The organism is Pseudomonadota bacterium, from assembly GCA_036141575.1.
In the GTDB taxonomy this organism is placed as follows: domain Bacteria; phylum Pseudomonadota; class Alphaproteobacteria; order UBA2136; family JAPKEQ01; genus JAPKEQ01.
The window spans coordinates 40,581-64,258 of record JAYZXF010000012.1 but is presented as its reverse complement, the minus strand read 5'-3'; the positions used below and the strand labels follow the sequence as shown (position 1 = coordinate 64,258).

Annotated in this window: 20 protein-coding genes; 9 read left to right on the top strand and 11 right to left on the bottom strand. The window is 46.4% G+C overall.

Features of this window, described 5'->3' with window-relative positions; all coding sequences use genetic code 11:
- From VX730_06110 to VX730_06100, 3 genes are all read right to left on the bottom strand, one after another.
- Window positions 1–1,704 (bottom strand): GGDEF domain-containing protein, encoded by a 1,704-nt coding sequence (locus VX730_06110; protein ID MEC9291959.1) that lies wholly within the window; start codon window positions 1,702–1,704, stop codon window positions 1–3.
- 4 nt (window positions 1,705–1,708) lie between these two features.
- Window positions 1,709–1,891, bottom strand: coding sequence for a hypothetical protein (locus tag VX730_06105; GenBank protein ID MEC9291958.1), 183 nt, complete (start codon window positions 1,889–1,891; stop codon window positions 1,709–1,711).
- Between the two features lie 78 nt (window positions 1,892–1,969).
- Window positions 1,970–3,526, bottom strand: a complete 1,557-nt coding sequence (locus VX730_06100) for a glutamate-cysteine ligase family protein (protein MEC9291957.1) — start codon at window positions 3,524–3,526, stop codon at window positions 1,970–1,972.
- A 72-nt stretch (window positions 3,527–3,598) separates the two neighbouring features.
- Between VX730_06100 and VX730_06095 the strand changes: the two genes are divergently transcribed.
- Entirely contained in the window at window positions 3,599–5,485 is a 1,887-nt protein-coding gene (locus VX730_06095; GenBank protein ID MEC9291956.1) for an ABC-F family ATP-binding cassette domain-containing protein, read from the top strand.
- Window positions 5,486–5,531: 46 nt separating this feature from the next.
- On the opposite strand, the gene VX730_06090 is transcribed toward VX730_06095, so the two are convergent.
- The 5 genes from VX730_06090 to VX730_06070 all read right to left on the bottom strand — a co-directional run bounded on the left by VX730_06090 (window position 5,532) and on the right by VX730_06070 (window position 12,449).
- On the bottom strand, window positions 5,532–5,861 hold the full coding sequence (locus VX730_06090) for a hypothetical protein (GenBank protein ID MEC9291955.1): 330 nt from the start codon (window positions 5,859–5,861) through the stop codon (window positions 5,532–5,534).
- A 151-nt stretch (window positions 5,862–6,012) separates the two neighbouring features.
- Window positions 6,013–7,380: a TolC family protein gene (locus VX730_06085; GenBank protein ID MEC9291954.1), complete on the bottom strand. Its 1,368-nt coding sequence runs from the start codon at window positions 7,378–7,380 to the stop codon at window positions 6,013–6,015.
- Entirely contained in the window at window positions 7,367–10,537 is a 3,171-nt protein-coding gene (locus VX730_06080; GenBank protein ID MEC9291953.1) for a multidrug efflux RND transporter permease subunit, read from the bottom strand. Before VX730_06080 ends, VX730_06085 begins: the two co-directional genes overlap by 14 nt.
- A 31-nt stretch (window positions 10,538–10,568) precedes the next feature.
- Window positions 10,569–11,774 carry an efflux RND transporter periplasmic adaptor subunit gene (locus tag VX730_06075; GenBank protein ID MEC9291952.1) on the bottom strand — a complete coding sequence of 402 codons (1,206 nt, stop codon included), beginning with the start codon at window positions 11,772–11,774 and terminating at the stop codon, window positions 10,569–10,571.
- Window positions 11,775–11,825: 51 nt separating this feature from the next.
- A complete protein-coding gene (locus tag VX730_06070) occupies window positions 11,826–12,449 on the bottom strand; it encodes a TetR/AcrR family transcriptional regulator (GenBank protein ID MEC9291951.1) in 624 nt (207 codons plus the stop codon).
- 135 nt (window positions 12,450–12,584) lie between these two features.
- Between VX730_06070 and VX730_06065 the strand changes: the two genes are divergently transcribed.
- The 4 genes from VX730_06065 to rlmJ all read left to right on the top strand — a co-directional run bounded on the left by VX730_06065 (window position 12,585) and on the right by rlmJ (window position 17,367).
- Entirely contained in the window at window positions 12,585–13,436 is an 852-nt protein-coding gene (locus tag VX730_06065; protein MEC9291950.1) for a glycerophosphodiester phosphodiesterase, read from the top strand.
- Window positions 13,403–14,893 (top strand): glycerol-3-phosphate dehydrogenase, encoded by a 1,491-nt coding sequence (glpD, locus tag VX730_06060; protein ID MEC9291949.1) that lies wholly within the window; start codon window positions 13,403–13,405, stop codon window positions 14,891–14,893. The genes VX730_06065 and glpD overlap by 34 nt, the downstream gene beginning before the upstream one ends.
- A gap of 108 nt (window positions 14,894–15,001) precedes the next feature.
- A complete protein-coding gene (gene glpK / locus VX730_06055) occupies window positions 15,002–16,480 on the top strand; it encodes a glycerol kinase GlpK (protein MEC9291948.1) in 1,479 nt (492 codons plus the stop codon).
- A gap of 149 nt (window positions 16,481–16,629) precedes the next feature.
- Entirely contained in the window at window positions 16,630–17,367 is a 738-nt protein-coding gene (gene rlmJ / locus VX730_06050) for a 23S rRNA (adenine(2030)-N(6))-methyltransferase RlmJ (GenBank protein ID MEC9291947.1), read from the top strand.
- A 43-nt stretch (window positions 17,368–17,410) separates the two neighbouring features.
- Here rlmJ and VX730_06045 read toward each other — a convergent pair whose 3' ends face one another.
- Both VX730_06045 and VX730_06040 read right to left on the bottom strand, forming a co-directional pair.
- Entirely contained in the window at window positions 17,411–17,620 is a 210-nt protein-coding gene (locus VX730_06045; GenBank protein MEC9291946.1) for a hypothetical protein, read from the bottom strand.
- Window positions 17,621–17,737: 117 nt separating this feature from the next.
- A complete protein-coding gene (locus tag VX730_06040) occupies window positions 17,738–19,039 on the bottom strand; it encodes an AAA family ATPase (protein ID MEC9291945.1) in 1,302 nt (433 codons plus the stop codon).
- An 84-nt stretch (window positions 19,040–19,123) separates the two neighbouring features.
- Between VX730_06040 and VX730_06035 the strand changes: the two genes are divergently transcribed.
- From VX730_06035 to VX730_06025, 3 genes are all read left to right on the top strand, one after another.
- Window positions 19,124–19,990 (top strand): PP2C family serine/threonine-protein phosphatase, encoded by an 867-nt coding sequence (locus VX730_06035; GenBank protein ID MEC9291944.1) that lies wholly within the window; start codon window positions 19,124–19,126, stop codon window positions 19,988–19,990.
- Window positions 19,991–20,236: 246 nt separating this feature from the next.
- Window positions 20,237–21,844 carry a SulP family inorganic anion transporter gene (locus VX730_06030; protein MEC9291943.1) on the top strand — a complete coding sequence of 536 codons (1,608 nt, stop codon included), beginning with the start codon at window positions 20,237–20,239 and terminating at the stop codon, window positions 21,842–21,844.
- Between the two features lie 20 nt (window positions 21,845–21,864).
- Window positions 21,865–22,212: a zinc ribbon domain-containing protein YjdM gene (locus VX730_06025; protein ID MEC9291942.1), complete on the top strand. Its 348-nt coding sequence runs from the start codon at window positions 21,865–21,867 to the stop codon at window positions 22,210–22,212.
- A gap of 37 nt (window positions 22,213–22,249) precedes the next feature.
- On the opposite strand, the gene nadD is transcribed toward VX730_06025, so the two are convergent.
- Complete coding sequence (nadD, locus tag VX730_06020; protein MEC9291941.1) at window positions 22,250–22,903, bottom strand: nicotinate (nicotinamide) nucleotide adenylyltransferase; 654 nt, start codon at window positions 22,901–22,903, stop codon at window positions 22,250–22,252.
- A 197-nt stretch (window positions 22,904–23,100) separates the two neighbouring features.
- Here nadD and VX730_06015 point away from each other — a divergent pair, with 197 nt between their 5' ends.
- Complete coding sequence (locus VX730_06015) at window positions 23,101–23,661, top strand: rRNA adenine N-6-methyltransferase family protein (GenBank protein MEC9291940.1); 561 nt, start codon at window positions 23,101–23,103, stop codon at window positions 23,659–23,661.
- Window positions 23,662–23,678 lie beyond the last annotated feature (17 nt).

Sequence of the window (23,678 nt, the reverse complement as noted above, 5' to 3'; positions counted from 1 at the left end):
TTACTGGCCTCGCTTCTTCTTCACGTTATACATGCCTTCATCCGCAGCCTTAATAAGCGCTTCGACACTCTCTGCATCATGCGGGAAAGATGAGAGGCCTATAGACGCACCAACAGAAACACGTTTTCCCTTTACAATTGTAACAGGCTTTTCAATGGCGCCTTGTACTTCTTTCATCACCTGTCCAGCTTTTTGCTTACCGGCATCAAACAGAAGCACACAGAACTCATCTCCACCAAGGCGACAAACAAGAGAGCCTTCTGGGAGTGTTTTACCAAGCTCTTTCACAACATGGATCAGAACCTTATCCCCTGCCTCATGTCCATACTCATCATTAATTGGCTTAAACTTATCTAAATCAATATAAAGAGCAGAAGCCTTCTTCACTTTACCAAGAGCCTGCTGCGCACGCCCAAAGAACCCAGAGCGGTTATACGCCCCTGTTAGAGCATCTTTACTTGCTACATGTTGCAGATACTTACTCGACACATGTGCACTCACGGTATCATCAAACGCAAGAGCGCCCTCACCGTCATACACTACTTGCATCGCTTTGGCAGGAATACCCAAAAGCTCAGAAGCCTTGTTCCAACTGCCGCCACAAAAGGACAGAGTCATTGCCACACGCTCATAGTCATCTTCTGCGTGCGTACTCTGTTCAACAGCAACAAACTTATGCTCTTTCTTCGCTTGCTTCATAAATGTTTTTAACGTCATCCCTTTTAGAGAGTTACGAATCGTCATAAAGGCACTAAAGCCAGCACCAAAAGTAATCAGGCATCCAATAACAATCAATGCCCAGCTATCATCCGCACTAAATAGGCTACGACCTGTATCAGGCATACCTACTGTTGCACTGGCAACAAGTTCAATCAAAATTGTGAGTACAGGGATAAAGGCCATCACAAGCAGCATGTTTTCTGCTTTCACCTTATAACTTGCTGACCATTTAAAGTAACGAATCAGCGGCAGAATCAAGATGCCGTAAAACAGAGCTGTCCAAACGGTTTCAGGGTGAATAAAGCGTTCAAGCTTTGGCACTTCATAATGCAAGAGACCAGGGATATCAAACCATGTCGCAATGGTACTGAGAATCAGCACAAGACCAAACAGAACAAGACTTGTTACAAAGGTCACAAAACCAACGACACGGGCTTTATCACGCATGCTTCCCTTTTCAGACGCTTCCACAGCGTTTGGATGGCGCTCAGCAATAATGTACTGGCCTGTTTGTGCAAAGGCTTCCATAAGAATCACCACCATCAAAGGCAGAAGTGTTTCAGATGGCTGTAGTGCTGTGAGCCAGCAAATAGCACCTGTAATAATAAGCCCGCCAAACATATCAGGCTTACCCGGTGTGCGGTTGAAGTACTTCCACGCAATCAGAAGTGCAATCACAATATTCAAACGGCTAAACAGCGCTGATTCTGTGGCACTAATATAAAAAACAATAAATACATCCGCCACATGCTCCATAACGGCAAGGGCACTATAGCTCCACGTAGCTTTCGCTTTTAAAGTGCTGCGCATCATACGGCCAGGCCCGGCAAGTAATAGAAGCAGCACAGCAGAGGCCATAAGGCTCAAACATGTAAAGACAAACGGTTCAATATTCCAAACTTGAACACAAAACCAAAGATACACATTGTAAAACGCCACAAGAAAGGCGATTGCAAAAGCTTCAAGCATTCCAATAATCAACATGAACTTACCCCTTCACCACAGCAAGCGTAACCACGATACCAATAATGGCGACCATCATGGCAATAGACCCCATCCATAGGTAGATATCATTCTGTGTGGCAGAGACAACAATTTTCATCTCTTCACGACGTTCTTTTTTACCGCGAAACTCCGGCTTAGATTTACGACGATCTTCTTGAGGCATCATGTGTGTTTTTATTCTTCTTCACTTTTGTCATGTGTTGGAAAGATTTATATCAAGTTTTTAAACATAAGTCTTTTAAATTTATGCAAGCACTAAGGTGTTTTGCTCTTTTTCTGATTCTGCGTTTTTCTGTGACAGATCAACCTCAACCTCTAGCACTTGCCCCCGAGCTGAAAGCGTCTCTTCCACCTCTAGATGATCAACTTTAGATTCACTCATCGCATAGGCTTGCTCTTCTGTTTGCTTGCCTCGACCTGCACGCGCCATTTCTAGAGACTCACGTACGACAGATCGCTCAACAATGTCTGCAATTTGGCTTCTTTTTACTTCTTCATAATGGCTCAAGCCACTATCTGACCAAGAACACGGTTCAAATAGTTCGTCCTGCTCTTCTGGTGATAGCGCCTCAAAACTTTTGTCATGTCTGCCTTGAGAAATATGCTCAAGTACAGCTTCTCGTCTTCCGTCCACCTCAAATTTACGGTTTTCATCATTAAAGAGTTTCACTTGGCGGTCCGCACTGGTCCCTTCTCGCATGATGGTTTCAGCATGAAGAGCCATCTCTTCTGTACCGAGCGCTTTAAGATATGGTGAAAGCTCATCTAGCATTTCACCCACCGCCTCTTTTGCTGTCATAGTGGAATCGTCTACACAAATCAGTTCAGCGTCTAAGCCGTCTTTACAGATACGGCTCATATTCCCCGTACGCTCTGGGTCAAGTTTCTCTGCCCCCTCAAGACGACAATCCATATGCGCCTCATGCATAGCTTTACAAACCAGCCCTTGGTAAATTGCTGCTACACAGGCAATGTCTTCAAGGCTAGACGTACTATCCATCACCACGCACTCAACAGTTTCAGGGCGTAAGGACTTGCCCGCATTATAATTGGGTGTAAACTCAAGATCTCGATCCCTTGAGGTTCCGCCGCCATAACGGTGGAAATATGGCTTTAAAGGCTCTCCAAAAGATGTACGGTTTATACGCTCCATCATACGATAACTTGCCCATTCAGGATTGCCCTGATGATCAAAAGGACTAGATGCAGTGAGAGCCGTTAAGAGTGGTGCATATGGCTCAAGTTTTTTTACAACCTGCTCATGTTCCTCAAAAGGTACACCAGCATGAATATGGATACCTGATGCGTAATTGCCTGTATTTCCATATTCTGGAGGGTTGAGAGCATCTGCCAGCCCTCCAGAACCACCCCCTACCATAGGCTTAGAGCCCGCAAACATGAGACGTTGATGACTTTCATCTTTCCCCATAGGATCACCCCAAGCAAAATAATCTCGGCGCTCTTCTTCATCCATTCCCGCAATATCTTCATCAATTTGCCTGTTCTTTTCAGCCATTTTGAAATTTTCTTCGCGGTGATACGCGCTCATCACGTTATGCATGGCGCGCAAGTGGCCAGTGAGTTCTTCTGTTGCCTGTTTAATATTGGTAGACGGATTGGTTTTCACCTCAAATAAACGCGCCCCTGAATTACTCGATCCACCCTCAAATGAGACAAACTCACCAAGTGAAGCCTTCAGGCGCTCATTTAACTCGGCAGATGATCCACCTGCCATAAACCGATCTTCTCGATGGATAATTCCTTCAATCTCAATCCCAATTGGCGGTACACGTACCTTCATATGTGAAAATCCTCCCTAACACATCTTCTTATGAGCATAGACACAAATAAAACAGCGTGGTAAAACCTGAGCATGCTTACAGTTTCGAGACTCCACTACTTAATCCAAGGCCGTCCTATTTTTGAGGACGCCTCAGTCACGCTTGAAAGCAAGTGGAAAGTGGGTGTGGTTGGCGAGAACGGCGCAGGTAAATCCACCCTTTTCAAACTTATTACAGGTGAACTGGCCAATGATGGCGGTGATATTGAGCTCGGTAAAAGCCTTTCGCTCGGGTACATCAAGCAGGATATTGAAGAAGGTGATACACCTATTTTAGATGTGGTACTTAAAGCGGATACAGAACGCACCGAACTCCTTGAGCGCGCCGATACAGAAACAGACCCTTTCAAAATTGCAGAGATTCATACACGTTTGAGCGATATTGGTGCCCACAGTGCCCCTGCCCGTGCCAGCAGTATTCTCTCTGGCCTTGGCTTTAGCCAACAGCAACTCAGTGAGCCGATGTCATCCCTTTCGGGTGGTTGGCGTATGCGTGTGGCACTGGCGAGCGTACTATTTAGTGAGCCAGATCTTCTACTGCTTGATGAGCCAACCAACCACCTGGACCTTGAAGCGATTATGTGGCTTGAGAACTATCTCGCAAACTACCCGCATATGCTATTGGTGATTAGTCACGATAGAGAACTCCTTAATATCTGTACAACACACATTGTGCATGTGGAAAACAAAGAGCTGAAACTCTACAAAGGGAACTATGACACCTTTGTGCGTGAGCGTAATGAACGCCGCGCTCACCAGCAAAAGCAGCACATCAAGCAGCAAGCTGAAAAGGCGCACATGGAGGCCTTCATTAACCGTTTCAAAGCCAAGGCCAGTAAAGCCAAACAAGCGCAAAGCCGTATTAAAGCGCTCGAGAAAATGACCTTTGTTGGCGCAGTTGCAGATGAAAGCCAAATGTCATTCACATTCCCTGAGCCTGAAGACCTCCCACCGCCACTCATTAGCGTCTCTAATGTATCGCTCGCTTACGGCAATAACGCCCCTGTTCTTACAGATATTGATGAGCGCATTGATATGGATGACCGTATTGCGCTGCTTGGTGCCAACGGTAACGGTAAATCAACACTCATTAAATTCCTCGCAGGCCGCCTGAAGCCAAAAGCGGGCGGCATGCACCGCGCAGATAAACTCCGCGTTGGGTATTTTAGCCAGCACCAAACAGATGAGCTGGATGTGAAAGCAACGCCATTTGAAGAAATGAGCAAGCTGATGCGCGGTAACCCTGAAGCAGGTGTCCGTAGTAAACTTGGTCGTTTTGGGTTTTCTAAAGCTCTGCAAGACAATCCAATCGGCTCTCTTTCGGGTGGTGAAAAAGCCCGCCTGCTATTTGCCCTTATGACCTATAATGCTCCTCACCTGCTTCTGCTTGATGAACCAACGAACCACTTGGATATTGGTGCCCGTGAAGCGCTGATGAAAGCCCTGCTTGAATATAATGGCGCTGTGGTCTTTGTAAGCCACGACCCTAGCATGGTTGAGCGCGTTGCAGACCGTCTCTGGCTTGTAGAGGATGGCAAAGTTGCGCCATTTGATGGCGACTTGAACGCTTATAAAGATCATGTCCTCAACCAACGACGTGTCTCTAAACGTGAAGGTTCTTCAGGCAAAAAATCAAACGGCCCTTCTGCGAAAGAACGTCGTAAGCTAGAAGCACAAAAGCGCAAAGCCTTTGCGCCACTGTTTAAAGAACTCGAAAAAGCAGAGAAGCTGGTTTCTAAACTTGAAACACAGAAAAAAGATATTGAAGCCCAATTGGCTGAGCCTGACGTTTACGAAGATGCAGAAAAAGCAAAAGACCTCCAATTTGAGTACGGTAAACTCGCTCGCGAACTTGAAGATGCAGAAATGGCATGGATGGAAGCCCAAGAAACCTACGATAACGCCAAACTCGAAACATAGCAAAAGGCCCCCAACTGGGGGCCTTAAGCGTATTCGGTAGAACGTGTTACCAACGTCCCCAGCGTGCGCGAATCTCACCCGGGTTGTATTCCAGAATATCAAACAGCCATTCCGAGACATAGTCGTCAACAGACACCCCGGCATCGGCAGCTCTTGCATGCAGATCAGCCGTGACGGCTTCATTTCTGATCAAGTGCAATTCAAGCCCTATCACAGTGAGTACGCCAATAAACAGGAGGGTGCTCAAGCTGCTGCCAAATGACAGCAATACAGCAAATGCGATCATCCAGAGCAGGTATGCGATCCGGCGAATTGCAATGCTGTTGTCACCAGCGTTGATAAAGTCAAACACGGCTTTCTTGATGGTGGCATTCATTTTGGATTTCTCCCAAAGAAACATTCCGCACAAAACACCCTCAAGGGATGCAAACAAGCGGAACAAGAAGTTTTGTATGGCTATATTATGGTGATGAGTAAGCCCATTTTCAATGGCGCATGCAAAAAGCCCCGCAGTGCGGGGCTTAGATTTACATAGCACCAAGGCTCTTATAGAGTCGGATCAAGGCTTGCGTCACTTGAGATTGCGCGTCCACATGTGCACGGTCAGCACTAATGGCTGTGCGTTCACTATCAAGCACATCAAGGAAAGCAATCTCACCCTCTTTGTAAAGCTTCTTAGAAAGCTTAAGGGCTGATTTTGCATTCACAAGGGCAGCAGCAAGGGCTTGCTCTTCACGCTTAAGGTGTGCGTAATCGCTGAGCGCTGTTTCTACGTCAGCAACAGCTTCGAGGATCGTGCCACGGTACGTTTCAAACGCAATACGCTCACGGGCACGTGCCGCGTCAATCTGGCCACGCAGACGACCAAAATCTAGTAGGCGCAGTGAGCTTGATGCTGACAGGCGCCAGATTTCAGTTGGGTCAAACGCAAGGCCTTCTGCAATACCGAAGAATCCACCAAGTGTGAGACTTGGGAAAATGTTTGCAAATGCTGATTCAGACAAGTCTGTTGCAGCAGCAAACTCAAGCTGAGCCGCACGTACATCAGGGCGGCGCTTCAGCACATCACTTGGGCTTTCAAGCAGTGGCACATGCTCTGCTGATGGAATACTGCCATCAATCATGATCATATCGTCTAGGTTTTCTGGAAGAACACCCACAAGTACGCTCAATGCAAGGCGCTGTGCTTCACGGATACGCTCAGCTTCTGGCACCTGTGCACGTGTTGAGTTCAGAAGGTTATCTGTACGTTCTACGTCTAGGCGTCCCGCCTCACCGACACGCTTTTGCGCTTCAATAATACGCTTCGTTTCTTCTAGCGTTTTAATGTTGCGCTGTGTGAGTTCAACTTGTCTTTCAGCAGCGCGAAGTGCTGTGTACGTACGCGCGATTTCACTAATCAGGACAATCTTAGACTGCTGGTACTGTGCTTCTCTTGCTTTAAAGCTTTTGGCACTCGCTGTGTAGGCATTACGGTTTTTACCCCACAGGTCAATTTCCCATGATGCATCAAAGCCAGCTTCAAATGAACCACGTTGGTTACTTGCACCTTCGTCTGATTCTGTTGCTGTCCCTGTACCACTAATATTAGGCAGCAGGCCACCAAGCGATGTACGCTTAGAGCCACGCGCTTCTTCGACACGCGCAGCAGCAATAGCAAGTGTTGGGCTATCCATCATCGCTTGTGCTACAAGAGCTTCAAGGGCCGGGTCTTCAAAATGAAGCCACCAGTTCTCAAGGCCAGTAATGCTCCCTGCCTCAAGAGGTGTATTTTGCCACACGCTTGCTTCAGGTGCTTCCAGCCCTTTGTTTGGGTTCTTCAGTGGCATACATCCACTGAGCATAAGCGCACTGGCAAGTACCGGAACTGAGAGGTATGTCTTATTCGCTAGCATGTTCAGCCTCTTCCTTTTTTTCAAATTTCTTATCGACTAGGCGTAGGAGTACATAGAAGATCGGCGTAAAGATGATCCCCATGAATGTTACACCAAGCATACCAGAAAATACAGCAACACCAATATCTTGACGCATCTCTGCACCTGCACCTGTAGAGGTTACCAGTGGCAGCACACCCATAATAAAGGCGAATGATGTCATCAGGATTGGACGCAGACGTAGACGGCTGGCTTTCACAGCGGCTTCCACAAGCTTCATACCTTCCCTTTCAAGCTCGCGTGCAAACTCAACGATAAGGATGGCGTTCTTACTGGCGAGCCCCGCCAGCACAAAGAAGCTGATCTGCGTAAAGATGTTGTTATCCCCTCCACTCCATTTCACACCCCAGATGGCACTGAGGATTGTGAGAGGCACGATCGCGATCACAGCAATCGGCATTGTCAAACTCTCGTACTGTGCAGCAAGCACAAGGAATACGAGGAAGAGACACAGTGGGAAAATAATCAGCGTTGAATCACCGGCAAGAATCTGCTGGTACGTCAAATCTGTCCACTCATACGTCATACCTGCTGGTAAAGTTTCATCGAGAATCTCCATAATCGCAGCTTCAGCCTGACCACTTGAGTAGCCCGGTGCCGGGTTACCGTTTACGTCAGCCGCAAGGTATGCGTTATAGCGCATGGCAATGGCAGGACCTTTGCTCTCCTCAACGTCTACAATAGACCCAAGAGGAATCATCGCGCCATCACGGTTACGCACTTTAATACTTGTAATGTCAGAGGCTTCATCACGGTACTCAGCTTCTGCCTGTGCAATTACACGATACACGCGTCCAAACAGGTTGAAGTCATTAATGTACTGTGAGCCAAGGAATGTCTGCATTGTTGCGAAGACTTGGTCTACATCCACACCAAGTTGCTCTGCCTTCGTACGGTCTAGGTTGGCAAAGATCTCTGGCGCATCAATGTTGTAGTTACTGTACACCTGAGTCAGTGCTGGGTGTTGGTTTGCTTTACCAAGCACTTGCCACAGGGCAGCGTTTACAGCTTCATAACCAAGGCCTGCACGGTCTTCAATTTGTAGCTTAAAGCCACCAGCCGTACCCAAACCACTTACAGGAGGTGGCGGGAAGATGGCCACAAAGGCGCCCTGAATACTCATGAACTGCTGTTGCAAAGCCCCTGCAATGGCAAAACCGTTGAGGTGTGGCGCTGTACGCTCTTTAAAGTCTTTTAGAGGTAGGAAGACAATACCACTGCTTGAGTTGGCCACGAATCCGTTTGGAGACAGACCAGGGAATGCAACGGCATTGGCAACACCTTCGTGCTTTAGGGCAATGTCACCCATCTGACGAATCACCTCTTCCGTTTGGTCAAGAGTTGCACCTTGTGGAAGCTGCGCAAAGGCAATGAGGTATTGCTTATCCTGCGCTGGCACAAATCCAGCAGGTACGCTCTTAAAACCGTACATTGTTAACACAAGGAACCCACCAAAGATCGCCATCATCAGCCCTTTACGGCTAATAGACCAACGTACAGAGTTTGTGTAACGGTCATTAAAGCGATCAAACACACGGTTAAACACTCTAAAGAATCCACCAAAGATTTTGTCCATGCCACGTTGTAGCCAGTCACGCTTAGCGCCTTCTTTTTGGAGAAGAAGTGCAGACATAGCCGGGCTAAGTGTGAGCGAGTTGAATGTTGAGATCACAACCGCAATGGCAATTGTTAAGGCAAACTGGTTGTAAAACATACCGGTTAGACCTGAAAGGAAGGCAATCGGAATGAAGACACCCATCAGTACCAAACTCGTGGCAATAATTGGGCCCGTTACCTCTTTCATAGCTCTAATGGCAGCTTCACGCGGCGTCATACCTTCTTCAATACCACGCGACACGTTCTCGACCACAACAATGGCGTCATCCACAACCACACCAATGGCAAGGATAAGCCCAAAGAGTGAAAGGACATTAATTGAGAAACCAAGAACCAGCATCACAGCGAATGTACCAACAATAGATACAGGTACAGCAAGTAGCGGAATCAGAGCCGCACGCCAGCGCTGAAGGAAGGCTACAACCACAATCACAACCATGAGAACTGCTTCAAGAAGGGTTTCAATCACCTTATGAATCGAGTCACTCACGAATGTTGTTGGGTCATAGATCACTTGGAAATCTACATCTTCAGGGAAGTTCTTTTTCAGCTCAGCCATCTTTTTACGCACGTTAGATGAAATTTCTAGTGCGTTTGCACCTGGTGATGCAAAGATCGCCGTTGCCACAGCTGGCTTATTATCCAGCAGTGAACGCAGTGCATAGCCAGAGGCATCAAGCTCAATACGAGCCACGTCTTTCAGGCGCGTGACCACACCCTCTGCGCTACGCTTAATAATAATATCTTCAAATTCAGCAATGCTTTCTAGGCGGCCTTGCACCGTAATTGGCATTTGCTTAGGTACATTTTTACCTTCTGTGTATGGAGGGCCACCAATTGTACCTGCAGCAACCTGTGTGTTTTGGCTACGCACAGCAGCCATAATTTCACCTGTTGTTAGGCCACGCTCAGCAACCTTGTTTGGATCTAACCATAGGCGCATTGCGTAATCCCCTGCACCAAAGATCTGTACAGAGCCCACACCCTGAACTTTAGCCAGTTCATCTTTTACGTTGATGTTGGTGTAGTTACGTAGGTAAAGGGCGTCGTAACGCTCATTTGGAGAGACAATGTGCACCACCATTGTAATGTCAGGTGATGACTTCGTTACCGTCACACCAAAGTCACGTACAGTTTGTGGCAGACGTGGTAGCGCCTGTTGCACACGGTTTTGCACAAGCTGCTGTGCAAGGTCAGCATCTGTACCAATGGCAAATGTTACGCGCAACTGTAGGTTACCGTCTGTTGTTGCCAGAGAGTTCATGTACAGCATGTTTTCCACACCGTTAATCTGCTCTTCTAGCGGAATCGACACAGACTCTGCAATATCAGCAGGGCTGGCACCCGGGAAAGACGCATTCACCACAACAGATGGCGGGGCAACTTCTGGATACTCCGAAATTGGGAGGTTAAACATTGCCACAAAACCTGCGACAAAGATAAGGACTGAAAGCACCGCTGCAAAGATAGGGCGATCAATATAAAATCTAGAGAAATTCATGAGATGTTTCTTTCTTCTTCTAGCGGTCTAATTATTTTTGAGCGACCCACGCTTCTTTAGCAGGTTCAACGTTAATTGAAACCTTCTCAGCGTTAATTGTTTGGCCAGAACGCACCATACCAACCTTATCTGTCACAATCTTCTCACCTGCTTTAAGGCCAGACTGAATCACAATAAAGCCGTTTTGTGGGCGACCCACAGTCACTTCACGGTATTTGGCAACGCCCATCTCATCAACCACGTACACAAACATACGGTCTTGGTCAGTCGCGACAGCTGTTTTTGGCACCACAAGCTCACTTGTTGAAGTTGGTGTCGACATTTCAATCTCAGCGTACATACCTGGTAGAAGGATGCCGTCTTTGTTTTCAAATAGAGCGCGAGCGCGAATCGTACCTGTCGCTGGGTTAATCGCGTTATCAAAACTATCAATGCTGCCTTCCATCTGAGGAATACCTTTCACGTTCAAACGTACAGGTACTTTTTGCTCAGAGTTTGAGCGTACGCTGTACACGTTCTTGAGGTATGTTTGCTCATCTACGTCAAACTCAGCGTAAACAGGGTCATTAGAAATCAGAGTTGTCAGAAGCGGTGCACTGCCTGCCTGTACAAGGTTACCAACAGTCAGTTCCGCACGGCCAGCTTGGCCAGAAAACGGCGCTTTCACATAAGCGTGATCTACATCAACTTTTGCTTGAATCAACGCAGCTTCCGCCTGAAGGATGGCGTTTTCTGCAACTTCAAGGTCATTCACACGGCTATCGTATGTACGTTGAGCAATCGCGTCTTCTTTGAGGAGAGTTTCAGCACGCTTTAGCTCACGGCCAGCAAGAGCCTTCTGGCTTTTTGCAGAAGCAAGATTCGCTTTAGCTTCCTTTAGGCTTGCTTCATACGGACGTGGATCAATGACCATCAAGATATCGCCCTTTTCAACAGATGCACCATCTTTGAATCGGATTTCTGTAATACGGCCACTTACTTGTGGACGAATCTCAGCTTCATTTACCGCAGCAATACGGCCTGAAAAGCGGCTCCAAAGGTTAACTTCTTGAGCTTTCACCTCCGCCACTGGAATGGTCATTTCAGCGACAACAGCAACAGCTTCCTGCACGCTTTCTTCTTCACCATGCACCATAGTACTATAAAAAAATGCTGCTCCAGCAAAGAGCAGCGTTGTTGCGCTCATTAGCAAAATTGTCTTATTGGTCTTGAGTGTTTCCACATATGCCGTATTCATTGTTCTCTCCTTCATTTGACCTTTAAGTCAACTTTTAACAAAAATTTTTAATTAAGATTCCACTTTATCCAGTGAAATACCAAGAATTCTAAATATGCCTTTTTTCAAATCTTTTTCTAAAACATCGAGAGAATCATGCACCTTTGCAATCATCATTTGGCCTGCCACGAAAGTATGAATCATTCGTGCGAGTTCATCAAGATCTTCTCCCTCTTTTAAATACCCCTCATCTGCAATATCTCTCACACATGATCTCCAGTATTTAAGGAACACATCATCCGCCTCTCTGCAACGCTTGGCCAGACGGGCTTCCTCACCATCCTCACCAGCCATTTCAGAGCCAAGAGACATGAGAGGACATCCCACAACACGCCCACACTCCTTCACCTCTTCATGCATTTTTTCAATAGCATAGTCACAAATTTTAACCATACGCATTAAAGGCGGCACTTGAGGGGAGAAGAGAGAATCCCAGTCGTTTGTATTCTCTTCAAAGTAAGCATCAATCGCTGCAATCGCAAGATCTACTTTAGAGGGGAAATGATGGTAAAAGCTACCCTTATGAACCCCAGCAGCCTGACAAATTTCAGCCACACTCACAGTGCTGTAGTTTGCCTGACCAATAAGGTCATTCGCAGTTTGAATCAAACGCTCTTTAGTCGGTAGTTTTTCCATCATTTCTCCATAGGGTTCTCGTATATGGGGTTATACCCTTATATTAAATTATAATAGCACTTGACTGACCGGTCAACTCTTAGTCGTCATTTTTTGTATTTTCCGCTTCTTTTGCGTTCATGTATAATAAGATGCATGGAACAGAAAACGCCCGCATTCCCTAAGATAATCGGCCATAGAGGCTGCGTTATGGCGCCCCCTGCCCCATATCAAAACTCCCTGTCAGCTTTTTCAAAAAGCCTGACACTTTCCGATGGATTTGAGAGTGATGTGGTCAAAAGTGCTGACGGCACCTTATACATGATGCACCCCACCCGCATGCAAGGCACAGAGATTATCAGTGATCTAAACCATCACCTTGAAACACAGACCCGCTGCAAATCCTTCTTTGAAGATCTGTCAGATACAGATATTACTGAACTTAAACTCAAAGATGGCAGCCACATCCCTACATTTGAGGAAACGCTAGCCCTACTGGCAGAGCATATCCCAGCACATCCCAATACACTCTTTAATATTGAGCTCAAAAGCCCAGATGTCGCAGGCGCAGTATGCAGAATGCTTTTACCCCTTATTCAAGCTGGTAAAATCCACCCCCATAACATTCTGATAAGTTCCTTTGACCACAGCCAGCTGAGCACTATTCAAAAAGAGCTACCCTTTATCCCAAGAGGTCTTCTTTTTGCCCATAAAGCGCATGACGGTATTGCCCATTATAAAGCCCTTAGCGCACCATATCTGAAACAAGCAGCACAATACGGCGCCACCTACGGCATCCTGCCAACGGGCGCACTTAACAAAACCGTTATTAACACACTTAAAAGTCACAACCTTGATCTGATTATTTGGACAGAGTCGGAAAAAGCCGACCCGAAACTCGAGCAGCATTTGGAACTGGCTCTTGCCAGTGGTATTCTAAGGGCAGTTATAGCAGATAATCCGAGAGAGGTATCATGTCTGATCAGCAATTTGATCTCATCATTGTAGGCGCTGGCATTAATGGCGCAGGCATCGCACGCGACGCAACCTTAAGAGGGCTTAAAGTCCTGCTTCTTGATAAGGGCGACATTGGCGCTGGCACATCCTCATGGAGCACAAAGATGATCCATGGCGGCCTCAGATACCTTGAACACTACGAGTTTGGGCTTGTGCGTAAAGCCCTGAAAGAACGAGACACACTGGCGCGCATTGCAACACATCTTGTAAGCCCTCTTAGACTCAACATCCCAGACGAACCCCACACACGCCCAGCAAGACTGGTTAAGTTGGGTCTGTTTTTATACGATAATTTATATCGCTCCCAGTTTTTACCCAAGTCTGTCCAATTTGACCTTAAAACATCAGCTGTAGGTACAGCCCTTAAAAAAGATTCAGGCACCGCATTCGCCTATAGTGATCTCCGTGTAGATGATCACAGGCTTGTGATTGCCAATGCTAAAGACGCGAAAAGCCATGGCGCTGAAGTTATCCCTTCTGCCAGAGTGGTTAAAGTAGAAGCCATTAAAAAGCAGTGGCACATCACCTATATGCACAAAGCCATTAAACATACTGTGACTGCCCCTAAATTTGTTAACGCAACAGGTCCATGGGCCTCTCAGTTTATGGAAGATGTTGCCCCAGACCTTCCAAACAAAGCTCTTAAGCTTATTAAAGGCAGCCACATTGTCGTGCCTAAACTCTTCCTGCATGATCAAGCCTACCTCTTCCAACAAGAAGATGGTCGCGTCGTTTTTGCGATTCCTTTCCAGAGAGACTTTACATTAGTAGGTACTACAGAAGAACTTATGGAAGGCGATCCGGGGCAAGCGAAGATTTCAGACGCCGAGCGTAGCTACCTTCTAGCTATTGCCAATGAACGTTTCAGTAAACAAACCACTGAAGCAGACATTGTGTGGGATTACAGCGGTGTGCGTCCCATTATTGACATGGGGCACGGCCTCACGAAAGCCAGCCGAGATTACAGCCTACAAACCTTTAAATCTAAAGGCGCCATTGGGCTCAATGTATGGGGCGGTAAGCTCACCACTTACCGTACACTTGCCAAAGACGCCATGAAGAAACTTAAAATTAAAGGCCGCTGCCTGACTGGTGATCTCCCCCTATACGGGAACGAAGAGAATTTTGACGTCAAAGCTTTCCAAAAGAAACACCCTGCTATTCCAATGGCAGTAACCCAACGTCTTGCAGAAAGCTACGGCACAGCAGCTGAATATATTCTTGCTGGCTGTACAGACATCGCCTCACTTGGTGAGCACTTTGGCGCCACCCTTTATGCCCGTGAAGTGGAATACCTGATGAGTGAAGAGTGGGCAGCCTCAGTTAACAGCATTATTTGGCACCGTACAAAGCAAGGCCTGTTTATGAATGAAGAGCAAAAGAAAAAGCTTTCTGAATATATGCTTCATAAATTCCATGATAGTAAAAAAGAGATTGTGATCACATAAACATACATTTTAGGCGTTTAGATTTAAGTTTAGATTTTTACTTTTTTGACAGCGCCATGTACCAACGCCGTACATAAGCGGGATAAAAAATAAAAAGGTAACTTAAATATGAATGCCCCTAAGCCAGCTATTCTCTCACTTGACCAAGGCACAACATCTACACGCGCTATTGTGTTTGATGTCCAAGGGAACATTATTGCAAGCCACGCCATTGAACATGAACAACACTACCCTGCCCCAAACCATGTAGAGCACAACGCAGAAGAAATTTGGCAGAACGCTCTCGCTGTCTGTAAGCACGCGCTTTCTCAAGCTGAAAATAAAGGCTACAGAGCCGAAACGATGGGCATTACCAACCAACGAGAAACCTGTGTTGCTTGGAGCAAAGATACAGGCATGCCGCTTGCCCCTGCCCTTGTTTGGCAAGATAAGCGTACCGCCGACCTGTGCGCCGATCTAAACGCTAAACATGGCACGGATGTAAAAGCTAAAACAGGGTTGCCTATTGATGCCTACTTTAGCGCAACAAAAATGGCATGGCTGCTTGAGAATAATGACGCCGTAAAACAAGCGCAACGCTCAAATAACCTATGCATTGGTACCATTGAAAGCTATCTCATTTACCGCCTCACAAGCGGCAACACATACGCGACAGACGCAACCAATGCATCCCGCACACTTCTCTTTAACATTCAGGACATGGCATGGGACAATGAACTCTCTTCACTCTTTAAAGTTCCTGTAAACATTCTCCCTGAGGTTAAAAACAACATTGATGACTTTGGCAGAACAGATGAAGCCCTTTGCGGATTCAGTCTCTCCATTCAAGGCTCCTGCGGTGATCAGCAGTCTGCTACTGTTGGGCAGGCTTGCTTTGAAGCCGGCATGGCGAAGAACACCTACGGCACAGGTAACTTTCTGATGATGAACATTGGTGCAGAGCCTAAAAGCGCCCCAGAAGGCATTTTAACGACAGTTCTCTATAAAACGGACACCGAGACCATTTACGCTTACGAAGGCAGCAGCATGGTCTGTGGCAGCGCTATACAGTGGCTTAGAGATAGGCTAAGCCTAATTTCTCATGCCACTGAGACCGAAGAACTGGCAGCAAGTGCTAAACAAAACGATGAAGTTTATGTAGTCCCGGGCTTTGTTGGCCTTGGCGCACCGCACTGGCAAGCTGGCACCAAAGGGCATATTGTTGGCCTGACCCTTGATAGCACAAAAGCAGATATAGTGCGCGCCACGCTTGATGGCCTCTGCTACCAAACGCTCGACCTTCTCACAGCAATGGAAACACCACTTACAGAACTTCGCATTGATGGCGGCATGGTCGCTAACACATGGTTCTGTGACCGCCTTGCGGATATTACAGATGTAGAAACGGTGCGCCCTAAAGTGACAGAAACCACAGCCCTTGGCGCTGCGTATCTTGCAGCTATTGGCGCAGGACTCATTCCTGATTTTGAAACTATTTCTAACCAGTGGCAGGTGAGTAAAACCTTTACGCCGTCTCTAGACAGTGATAAAAGATCAAAAATGATTAAGGGCTGGCAAAAAGCGATTCAAAATTGCATTGATTTATAATCAAAAAATATTTTGATCATTCGCTAGGCGGCTTGCGAAAATGAGTTTTAATGAGAACCGTATCGCAATGTACTTGTCCGTACCTGAGAAACGGAAGCGCAAGCAAAACTCATTTGCAGCGCCGCATAGTAGAATGAGGAAATATTTTAATGCTATCTTACCTACACTCTTTCCACGCTGGCTGCATGGCTGATGTGCATAAACACACGCTTCTCATTCGTATGATTGAAGGCCTAAAAGCAGATGGTAAACCTCTGAATGTCATTGATACCCATGCAGGTCGTGGCGTGTACGACCTAACCTCTGACCACTCACAAAAAACAGGTGAAGCTGGCCACGGTATTTTGAAACTGATGGAGGAAGACCTTGAGATTTTAAACCCAATTAAAAAGCTGATTGGTAAACTGAAGCCGAACCACTATCCGGGCAGTCCAAAGATCATCCAGATGCTGACAGGTAAAGAAGATACCATCCATCTGTTTGAGCGCCATAGTAACGAGTTCAAACAACTTAAAAACCGCTTCAACCTCGATAGCCGCATTAAGTTCTACGAAACCAATAGCTTTATGTCAGCCTCATTTGGCCTCAGCAAAGACGCTCAAAACCTGATTATGATTGACCCTTCATACGAGCTCAAAAATGAATACGCGGATGTGCTTGATACGGTTGAAAGGCTCCTAAAGAGTAGCCCCAATGCGGTTATCATGCTTTGGATCCCTCATCTTCCAAAAAACTATCATGTAAACCTCATTGAGCAACTTGAAGCCGACGGTAAGGCGAAGCTGAGTACATTTGAGTTTGCCCCAATGAATGAACGGTCTATGTACGCAAGTACGGTTGCGGTGTGGAATGCGCCAGAAGGTATAGACTTAAACTTTAGTTTATAACAAACATAAAGGGCTCCCGAAGGAGCCCTTTATTTGGTTTCGATTAGCCATCTTGAGCTTTCACCCTTTTCTCAAGAACGTGTTTAAGAAGGAAATACACGCCCATAACCACCGAAGCAATGACGACAGATCTCAGCGAGAAAAACTCCCCAGCATGAATCTGATCCAGTGCATAGGGAAAGGTCAAAACTCCGTACAGGATTGCAAGCCACTTGAGCCAGCCCATTGCTTCCAAAATAGATTTTGCACTCATAATGCTATGACTCCTCCAGAGGAACATTCCACATAAAACGCCTCTACAGACGCAAACAAGCGGAACAAAGATGTTTGATTATTTAAATATATAGGAATGAAAGAGGATACTTTCAAGTTAGCGCTTAAAGAATCCTTGATAAAACGCCTTCACGTCTCGACTGGTGCGAATATCAGAAACCGTAATTGGGTCTGTAAGGGTAATAGACTCCAAAGAACGGGCACGTGAAAGCGCTACATAAAGCTGACCTTCTGCAAAAATGCCGCCATCAGAAAGATTGATGACACATTTTTCAAGTGTTTGGCCTTGAGCCTTATGAATGGTGAGTGCCCAAGCCGGTGCGAGAGGCAGTTGAGAGTACGTACCCGCCACTTCTGCAACAGGCTGTTCCGTCTCTTCATCAAGTTTATATTTGGTGAGTTCCCACTTCACAGGTTCTACGTTATAAGTACGGCCTTCATCCATTTTCACCTTCACGGTTTTCACGTCACAGCTCACCACTTTACCAAGGGAACCATTCACCCAACGGCCCATGGCATCGTTACGGGTAAACATGACACGTGCCCCTTTTTTCAGGCTCAGGTGAGATGGACTTGTAAACACATTTTCATCTACCTTACCTGTGGTTTTGGCATCGTAAATATGCTCGTCTGTTGGCAATTTTTCCATTTCTTCTGCGTTGATGGCATCTACTGTATTGTTACGCGCTGCAAGAATCACAGCACCATCAGTATCACCTTGTCCAAGGCGTGTATTAAGCTTGCTGAGCAGGTCACTACTACGCTCGCCGTAACGCACACGATTGAGAAGGTCAATAAATGGTGCATCGCTCTGACGGAAAATTTCTGTAAACTCGACCACTTCAAATGCGCCTTCACGCCATGCATCCGCACCCCAGAAAAATGCTGTACCGAATGTATCTTGGAAGAAGTCTCTTTCGTCTCTGCGCACCACTGGCGGAAGTTGGAATACATCACCCAGTGCAATAATTTGCACCCCTCCAAATGGCTCACCTTTCCTCGGACCATAACGACGCAAAAACTGGTCAATACTATTAAACACATCTGCACGCACCATTGAGATTTCATCTAAAATAATCATCTCAAGTGCTTCATATATCTTACGATTTCTTGGGCGGTGCCAAGCGGTATCGTCTTGCATCAGCTGTGCTTTAAACCCAAAGAAACTGTGAATTGTTTGCCCAGCAACCTGCAAAGCCGCCATACCTGTTGGCGCAAGAACCACATGCTTTTTGTGTTCGCCAACCTTTTTACGGACCCATTTTAAAAATGTACTTTTACCTGTACCGGCACTACCAAGTACAAGAGTGTTGTCACCATTTTCAATGCAAGAATACGCCGTCTGAAATTCAGGCGTAATAGAAACTTTCATCATTGGCTTAGGGGTAGATTCACTCATGGCTTTAGTGTAGCGAGTTAGACCGTATACCGCAATGTACAAAAGCGTGTTACACTGGCAAAAAATGAGAAAGATTTACCACCTATGAGCCATGTCATTCAAAACGTTGATAGCTTTAGCCACCAAGGCTATGTTGCTGTGCAAACACCCAACCATTACAACGAAGATAGAATGGTTGTTGGCACTTATACATTTGCGGTTATCGATGGTGCGACGGCCATTACACCTGCAGATATTGATGGCCTCAACACATCGGCTTATACCTCAAAATTTTTAGCAGAGTTTCTCTCTGCCAATGACAGTAGTGATATGGATGCAAGAGAGAGCATGCTTGCTGCCAACCATGCCTTTAAAAGCCACTTAGAAGCTGAACATCCAAACATTATTGAACTGGGTAAAAGCGGGCCCTGCGCTGCTGCTGCCATGATTAAAATTCATAAGAATGAAGTAAGTTTTAGCAATATCTCTGACTGCGCCATTGTGGGTTTTAAAAAAGGTGAATGGCATGTACTGAGCACACATAGTACATTCCACGCAGATTTAGATAAAAAACTCTCTGACTATATCTTCACTGAAAGTGCAAAAGGCATCAATGTCAATGAGATCCGTAAAACAGAAGCAGTAAGAAGCATTATTGAGCGTAACAGAGGCCTCACCAATGTTAAATATGGTGTATTTAACTATGAACCAGAGATGGAAAACTTCCTCACTGGTGGCACGTTTAAGGCTGGTGAGTTTACACGCATTGTCATGTTTAGTGACGGCTTAGACTGGCCTGAAGGAAAATCTACTGAGCAATCGCTTAAAATGGCAGCAGAAAAAATGACTGAAATGGGCGTTAAAAATTACTATGAAATGCTCAAGGAAATGTTTGCGTCAGACCCAACATTTGAGCGCTACCGTCGCCTCAAGCATATGGATGATGCCACAGGTTTGGTGATTACGCTTTAACTCCAGTAAAATTTAGTTGTTTCAAGGGGTAGACAGAACCTTGTTTTTTGTATACTTTGCACGCTTCGCAATGATCAATAACCGTATTTAAAAGTAAGGTTTCCAATAGCGAAAATGGATAGATTACGAGGACGAGCGCGCAATGTACTAACTGGTACATGAGCACTGGAAGCGCAGTAAGCTAACATTTGCAGCAGTGGCAAATTATCTTTTAATCGGTTAGTAAAGTATAGGAAAACTAACCCCATGTTACGTCTCGTAAACCGTTTTAAACTCACAGAAAATCCACGCGCTGATATGCTTTCGGGCCTTACGGTTGCGCTTGCCCTTGTGCCAGAAGCCATTGCTTTTGCCTTTGTAGCAGGTGTTGAGCCGCTTGTTGGCCTTTATGCAGCCTTTATTGTGGGCTTCATTACATCTATTTTTGGTGGACGTAGCGGTATGATTTCTGGTGCCACGGGCGCCATGGCAGTCGCCATGGTTGGTATTGTGATGCTGTACGGTGTTGAGTATCTTTTTGCAGCGGTTGTCCTTACGGGTATTTTGCAAATTCTTGCTGGCGTCTTCCAGCTCGGTAAATTTATTAGGCTTGTGCCCTACTCTGTAATGCTTGGTTTTGTAAACGGTCTTGCGATTGTGATTTTCCTTGCGCAACTTGGGCAATTTAAAGCGAGAGCCGTAGCAGAAGCAGCTGCACATGGCCATGATGCGGAAGCAAGCCACAGCGCGCTGAGCGTCCTTTGGAATGGCGGTTGGATGCAAGGTTCTGACATGCACATGATGGTTGGCCTGACAGTTCTTACAATGGCGATTATGTGGCTGTTCCCTAAACTTCCTAAAGTGGGCAAAATGCTCCCAGGTTCACTGGTTGCCATTACATCTGTTTCAGCACTTGTTGTTGGCCTTGGCCTTGATACAAAAACTGTGGGTGACATGGCCAGCATCGCTGGTGGCCTTCCTGAGTTCCACATTCCAATGGTGCCATTCACACTTGAAACACTGTTCATTATCTTCCCAGTGGCGCTCACACTTGCAGGTATTGGTCTGATTGAAAGTCTTCTGACCCTCACACTTATTGATGAGATTACTGAAACACGTGGCCGTACATCACAAGAATGCATGGGCCAAGGTTTTGCGAACCTGACATGTGGTTTCTTTGGTGCGATGGGTGGCTGTGCGATGATTGGTCAATCCATGATCAACATTAAATCTGGTGGCCGTGGTCGCTTGTCTGGCATCACCGCTGCAGTTGCGCTCCTTATGTTTATTCTATTTGCTTCACAGTGGATTGAAATGATCCCTCTTGCGGCTCTGACAGGCCTCATGATGATGGTTGTGATTGCGACATTCGCATGGACATCACTGCGTATTATGCAGCACATGCCAAAGGGTGACGCTTTTGTGATTCTACTGGTAACAGGTGTAACAGTGATGCATGACCTTGCCCTTGCCGTAGTAGTGGGTGTTATTGTTGCTGCGCTTATGTTCGCATGGCAATCAGCAACACACATTTGGGCGCAGGTTGGTAAAAATGAAGAAACAGGCGCTAAAGTTTACAGCCTAAACGGCTCGCTATTCTTTGGTTCTATTGCAGAATTTAAAGACATCTTCCATCCGAAAAATGATGAAGAAGATAAAGTCGTGATTGACTTCAAAAACGCGCGTGTTTGGGATTACTCAGCCCTTGAAGCGATTGAAGCCATTGCTGAGAAATACACAGCTGCTGGCAAAAAGCTCAGCCTTGTGCACCTGAGCCCAGACTGCACACTTCTGTTGAAAAAAGCCAAGCACCTTGTAAAAGCTGATTTAATTGAAGACCCGCACTACCGAGTTGTGGCACACTACACAGACTAATCACAACAGAAAGAAACCTCGTGAGCGATATGCCTCTCTGCCCTGAATGTAACGGTGAATATGTTTATGAAGTCGGCGATATGCTCAACTGCCCCGAGTGCGGTCATGAATGGCATAAAAACGCTCTGCCAGATGAAAGCAGTATCATTAAAGATGCCAATGGAAACATTCTACAAGACGGTGATAACGTAACCGTGATTAAAGACCTTAAAGTCAAAGGTTCAAGCCTTGTGATTAAGGTTGGTACAAAAGCAAAGAATATTTCTCTGATTGATCCTGACCGCGTGCATGACGGGCACGACATCAACTGCAAAATTGATGGCATGGGCGCCATGAAGCTAAAAAGCAGCGTGGTGAAGAAAAACTAATCACGAAAAAAGCCCCCTCTTCAGGGGGGCTTTTCTTTTATCGATAAAGGCCGTGCTCATCAATGTACTTTCGTACACCAGAGCTGATATGCGTCGTCCGCTCACCAGCTTTAATGGCATTACGTACCTCAGTGGCTGCGCCAGCAAAGCAGTTGGTCACCATATAGCGGAGGTCACTGCCGCCATTAAAAGGTGTACCTTCGTCTTTCAGGCAAGTGGCAAACTCTTGCATCATCGGACTGTGCATGGCTTGCTCCATGGAACCCTCTCGGGCCATGATCACCATGGGCACCATCTGCACCATCTCACGCCAGTATTCCCACTCATGGAAATGCGTCAAGTTATCGCTGCCCATCATCCAAACGAACTGGCGATCAGGATAAACATCAACCAAGTTGGCAAGAACGCGCTGCGTATAGTGCGGCGCAGACATTTTGCTTTCAAAGTCCGAAACCGAAAGCCACGGATACTTGGCTGCTTCAATTTCACACATCGCCAGACGGTGTTCATAAGGCGCCATATCCTTGGTGGACTTGAACGGGTTTTGTGCCGCCGGCAGAAGCCAAGCATCATGAACCTTTGCGCCTTCCAAGTTCAGCGTATGGTACACATGCGTGATGCTACCAATATGACCGCTTTTATGGATGGGGTTAAATGACCCGCCCAAAAGCAGGGTTACAGTCTTGCTCACGGGGAATTCTCCTTATTGTGAGTGCAAAGAAAAAGTTGAAGATTTCATATAGATGTCTTATAACTGAAAGACTGGTTGTATGCAACCATGGACTTTTGAATAAATTCAGATTCCCCCCTTGAAAATCTCAATAAAAACCCCATCTTCTCCTCATACAATAGCTGACACAAGCTAACACCAGTTGAATAGGGCCACTCATGAATCGTCGCATTGACTTCTTCAAAGAGTTCATCAAAAACCCACTTGGCGTGGGTGCCATTGTCCCCTCTTCACGTTATCTAAGGCAGCGCATGCTATCTTCGATTCCGTTCCAAGATGACCTTGTCATCGTTGAATATGGCCCTGGAGGCGGCGTATTCACCGATCACATGGCATCCAAACTCTCAGAGGGCTCCACCCTTGTGGTGGTTGAAAACAACCCCAGCTTCTATGAAGCACTGCAAGCCAAATACAAAGACACCCCGAACGTCCACCTTCACCTTGGTAGCGTGGAAGACATTCAGGACATTTTGGCGCAGCACGGCCTCAGCCATGCTGATTACGTGGTTTCAAGCATTCCCTTCCTTAGCCTCGGCACCGAGTTCACGCACAACGTGTTCAAGGCAACCAAGGGCATCCTCAAACCCACATCGCAGTTCATTCTGTTCCAGTACACCCGCATGCTGGAAAGCATCCTGAGCGCGCACTTCTCCCAGTACTCCACCTCAAAAGTGCTTCTGAACATGCCCCCTGCCACTGTGTTTAAAGCACAGATTTAACGAACAAGAAAAGCCCC

Coding starts and splice junctions, on each gene's coding strand:
- VX730_06075 (MEC9291952.1), bottom strand. CDS start 11,774: ATGAATACGGCATATGTGGAAACACTCAAGACCAATAAGACAATTTTG.
- rlmJ (MEC9291947.1), top strand. CDS start 16,630: ATGCTATCTTACCTACACTCTTTCCACGCTGGCTGCATGGCTGATGTG.
- VX730_06105 (MEC9291958.1), bottom strand. CDS start 1,891: ATGATGCCTCAAGAAGATCGTCGTAAATCTAAGCCGGAGTTTCGCGGT.
- VX730_06070 (MEC9291951.1), bottom strand. CDS start 12,449: ATGGAAAAACTACCGACTAAAGAGCGTTTGATTCAAACTGCGAATGAC.
- VX730_06100 (MEC9291957.1), bottom strand. CDS start 3,526: ATGAAGGTACGTGTACCGCCAATTGGGATTGAGATTGAAGGAATTATC.
- VX730_06065 (MEC9291950.1), top strand. CDS start 12,585: ATGGAACAGAAAACGCCCGCATTCCCTAAGATAATCGGCCATAGAGGC.
- VX730_06095 (MEC9291956.1), top strand. CDS start 3,599: ATGCTTACAGTTTCGAGACTCCACTACTTAATCCAAGGCCGTCCTATT.
- VX730_06015 (MEC9291940.1), top strand. CDS start 23,101: ATGAATCGTCGCATTGACTTCTTCAAAGAGTTCATCAAAAACCCACTT.
- glpD (MEC9291949.1), top strand. CDS start 13,403: ATGTCTGATCAGCAATTTGATCTCATCATTGTAGGCGCTGGCATTAAT.
- VX730_06085 (MEC9291954.1), bottom strand. CDS start 7,380: ATGCTAGCGAATAAGACATACCTCTCAGTTCCGGTACTTGCCAGTGCG.
- glpK (MEC9291948.1), top strand. CDS start 15,002: ATGAATGCCCCTAAGCCAGCTATTCTCTCACTTGACCAAGGCACAACA.
- VX730_06035 (MEC9291944.1), top strand. CDS start 19,124: ATGAGCCATGTCATTCAAAACGTTGATAGCTTTAGCCACCAAGGCTAT.
- VX730_06080 (MEC9291953.1), bottom strand. CDS start 10,537: ATGAATTTCTCTAGATTTTATATTGATCGCCCTATCTTTGCAGCGGTG.
- VX730_06030 (MEC9291943.1), top strand. CDS start 20,237: ATGTTACGTCTCGTAAACCGTTTTAAACTCACAGAAAATCCACGCGCT.
- VX730_06090 (MEC9291955.1), bottom strand. CDS start 5,861: ATGAATGCCACCATCAAGAAAGCCGTGTTTGACTTTATCAACGCTGGT.
- VX730_06110 (MEC9291959.1), bottom strand. CDS start 1,704: ATGTTGATTATTGGAATGCTTGAAGCTTTTGCAATCGCCTTTCTTGTG.
- VX730_06040 (MEC9291945.1), bottom strand. CDS start 19,039: ATGAGTGAATCTACCCCTAAGCCAATGATGAAAGTTTCTATTACGCCT.
- VX730_06045 (MEC9291946.1), bottom strand. CDS start 17,620: ATGAGTGCAAAATCTATTTTGGAAGCAATGGGCTGGCTCAAGTGGCTT.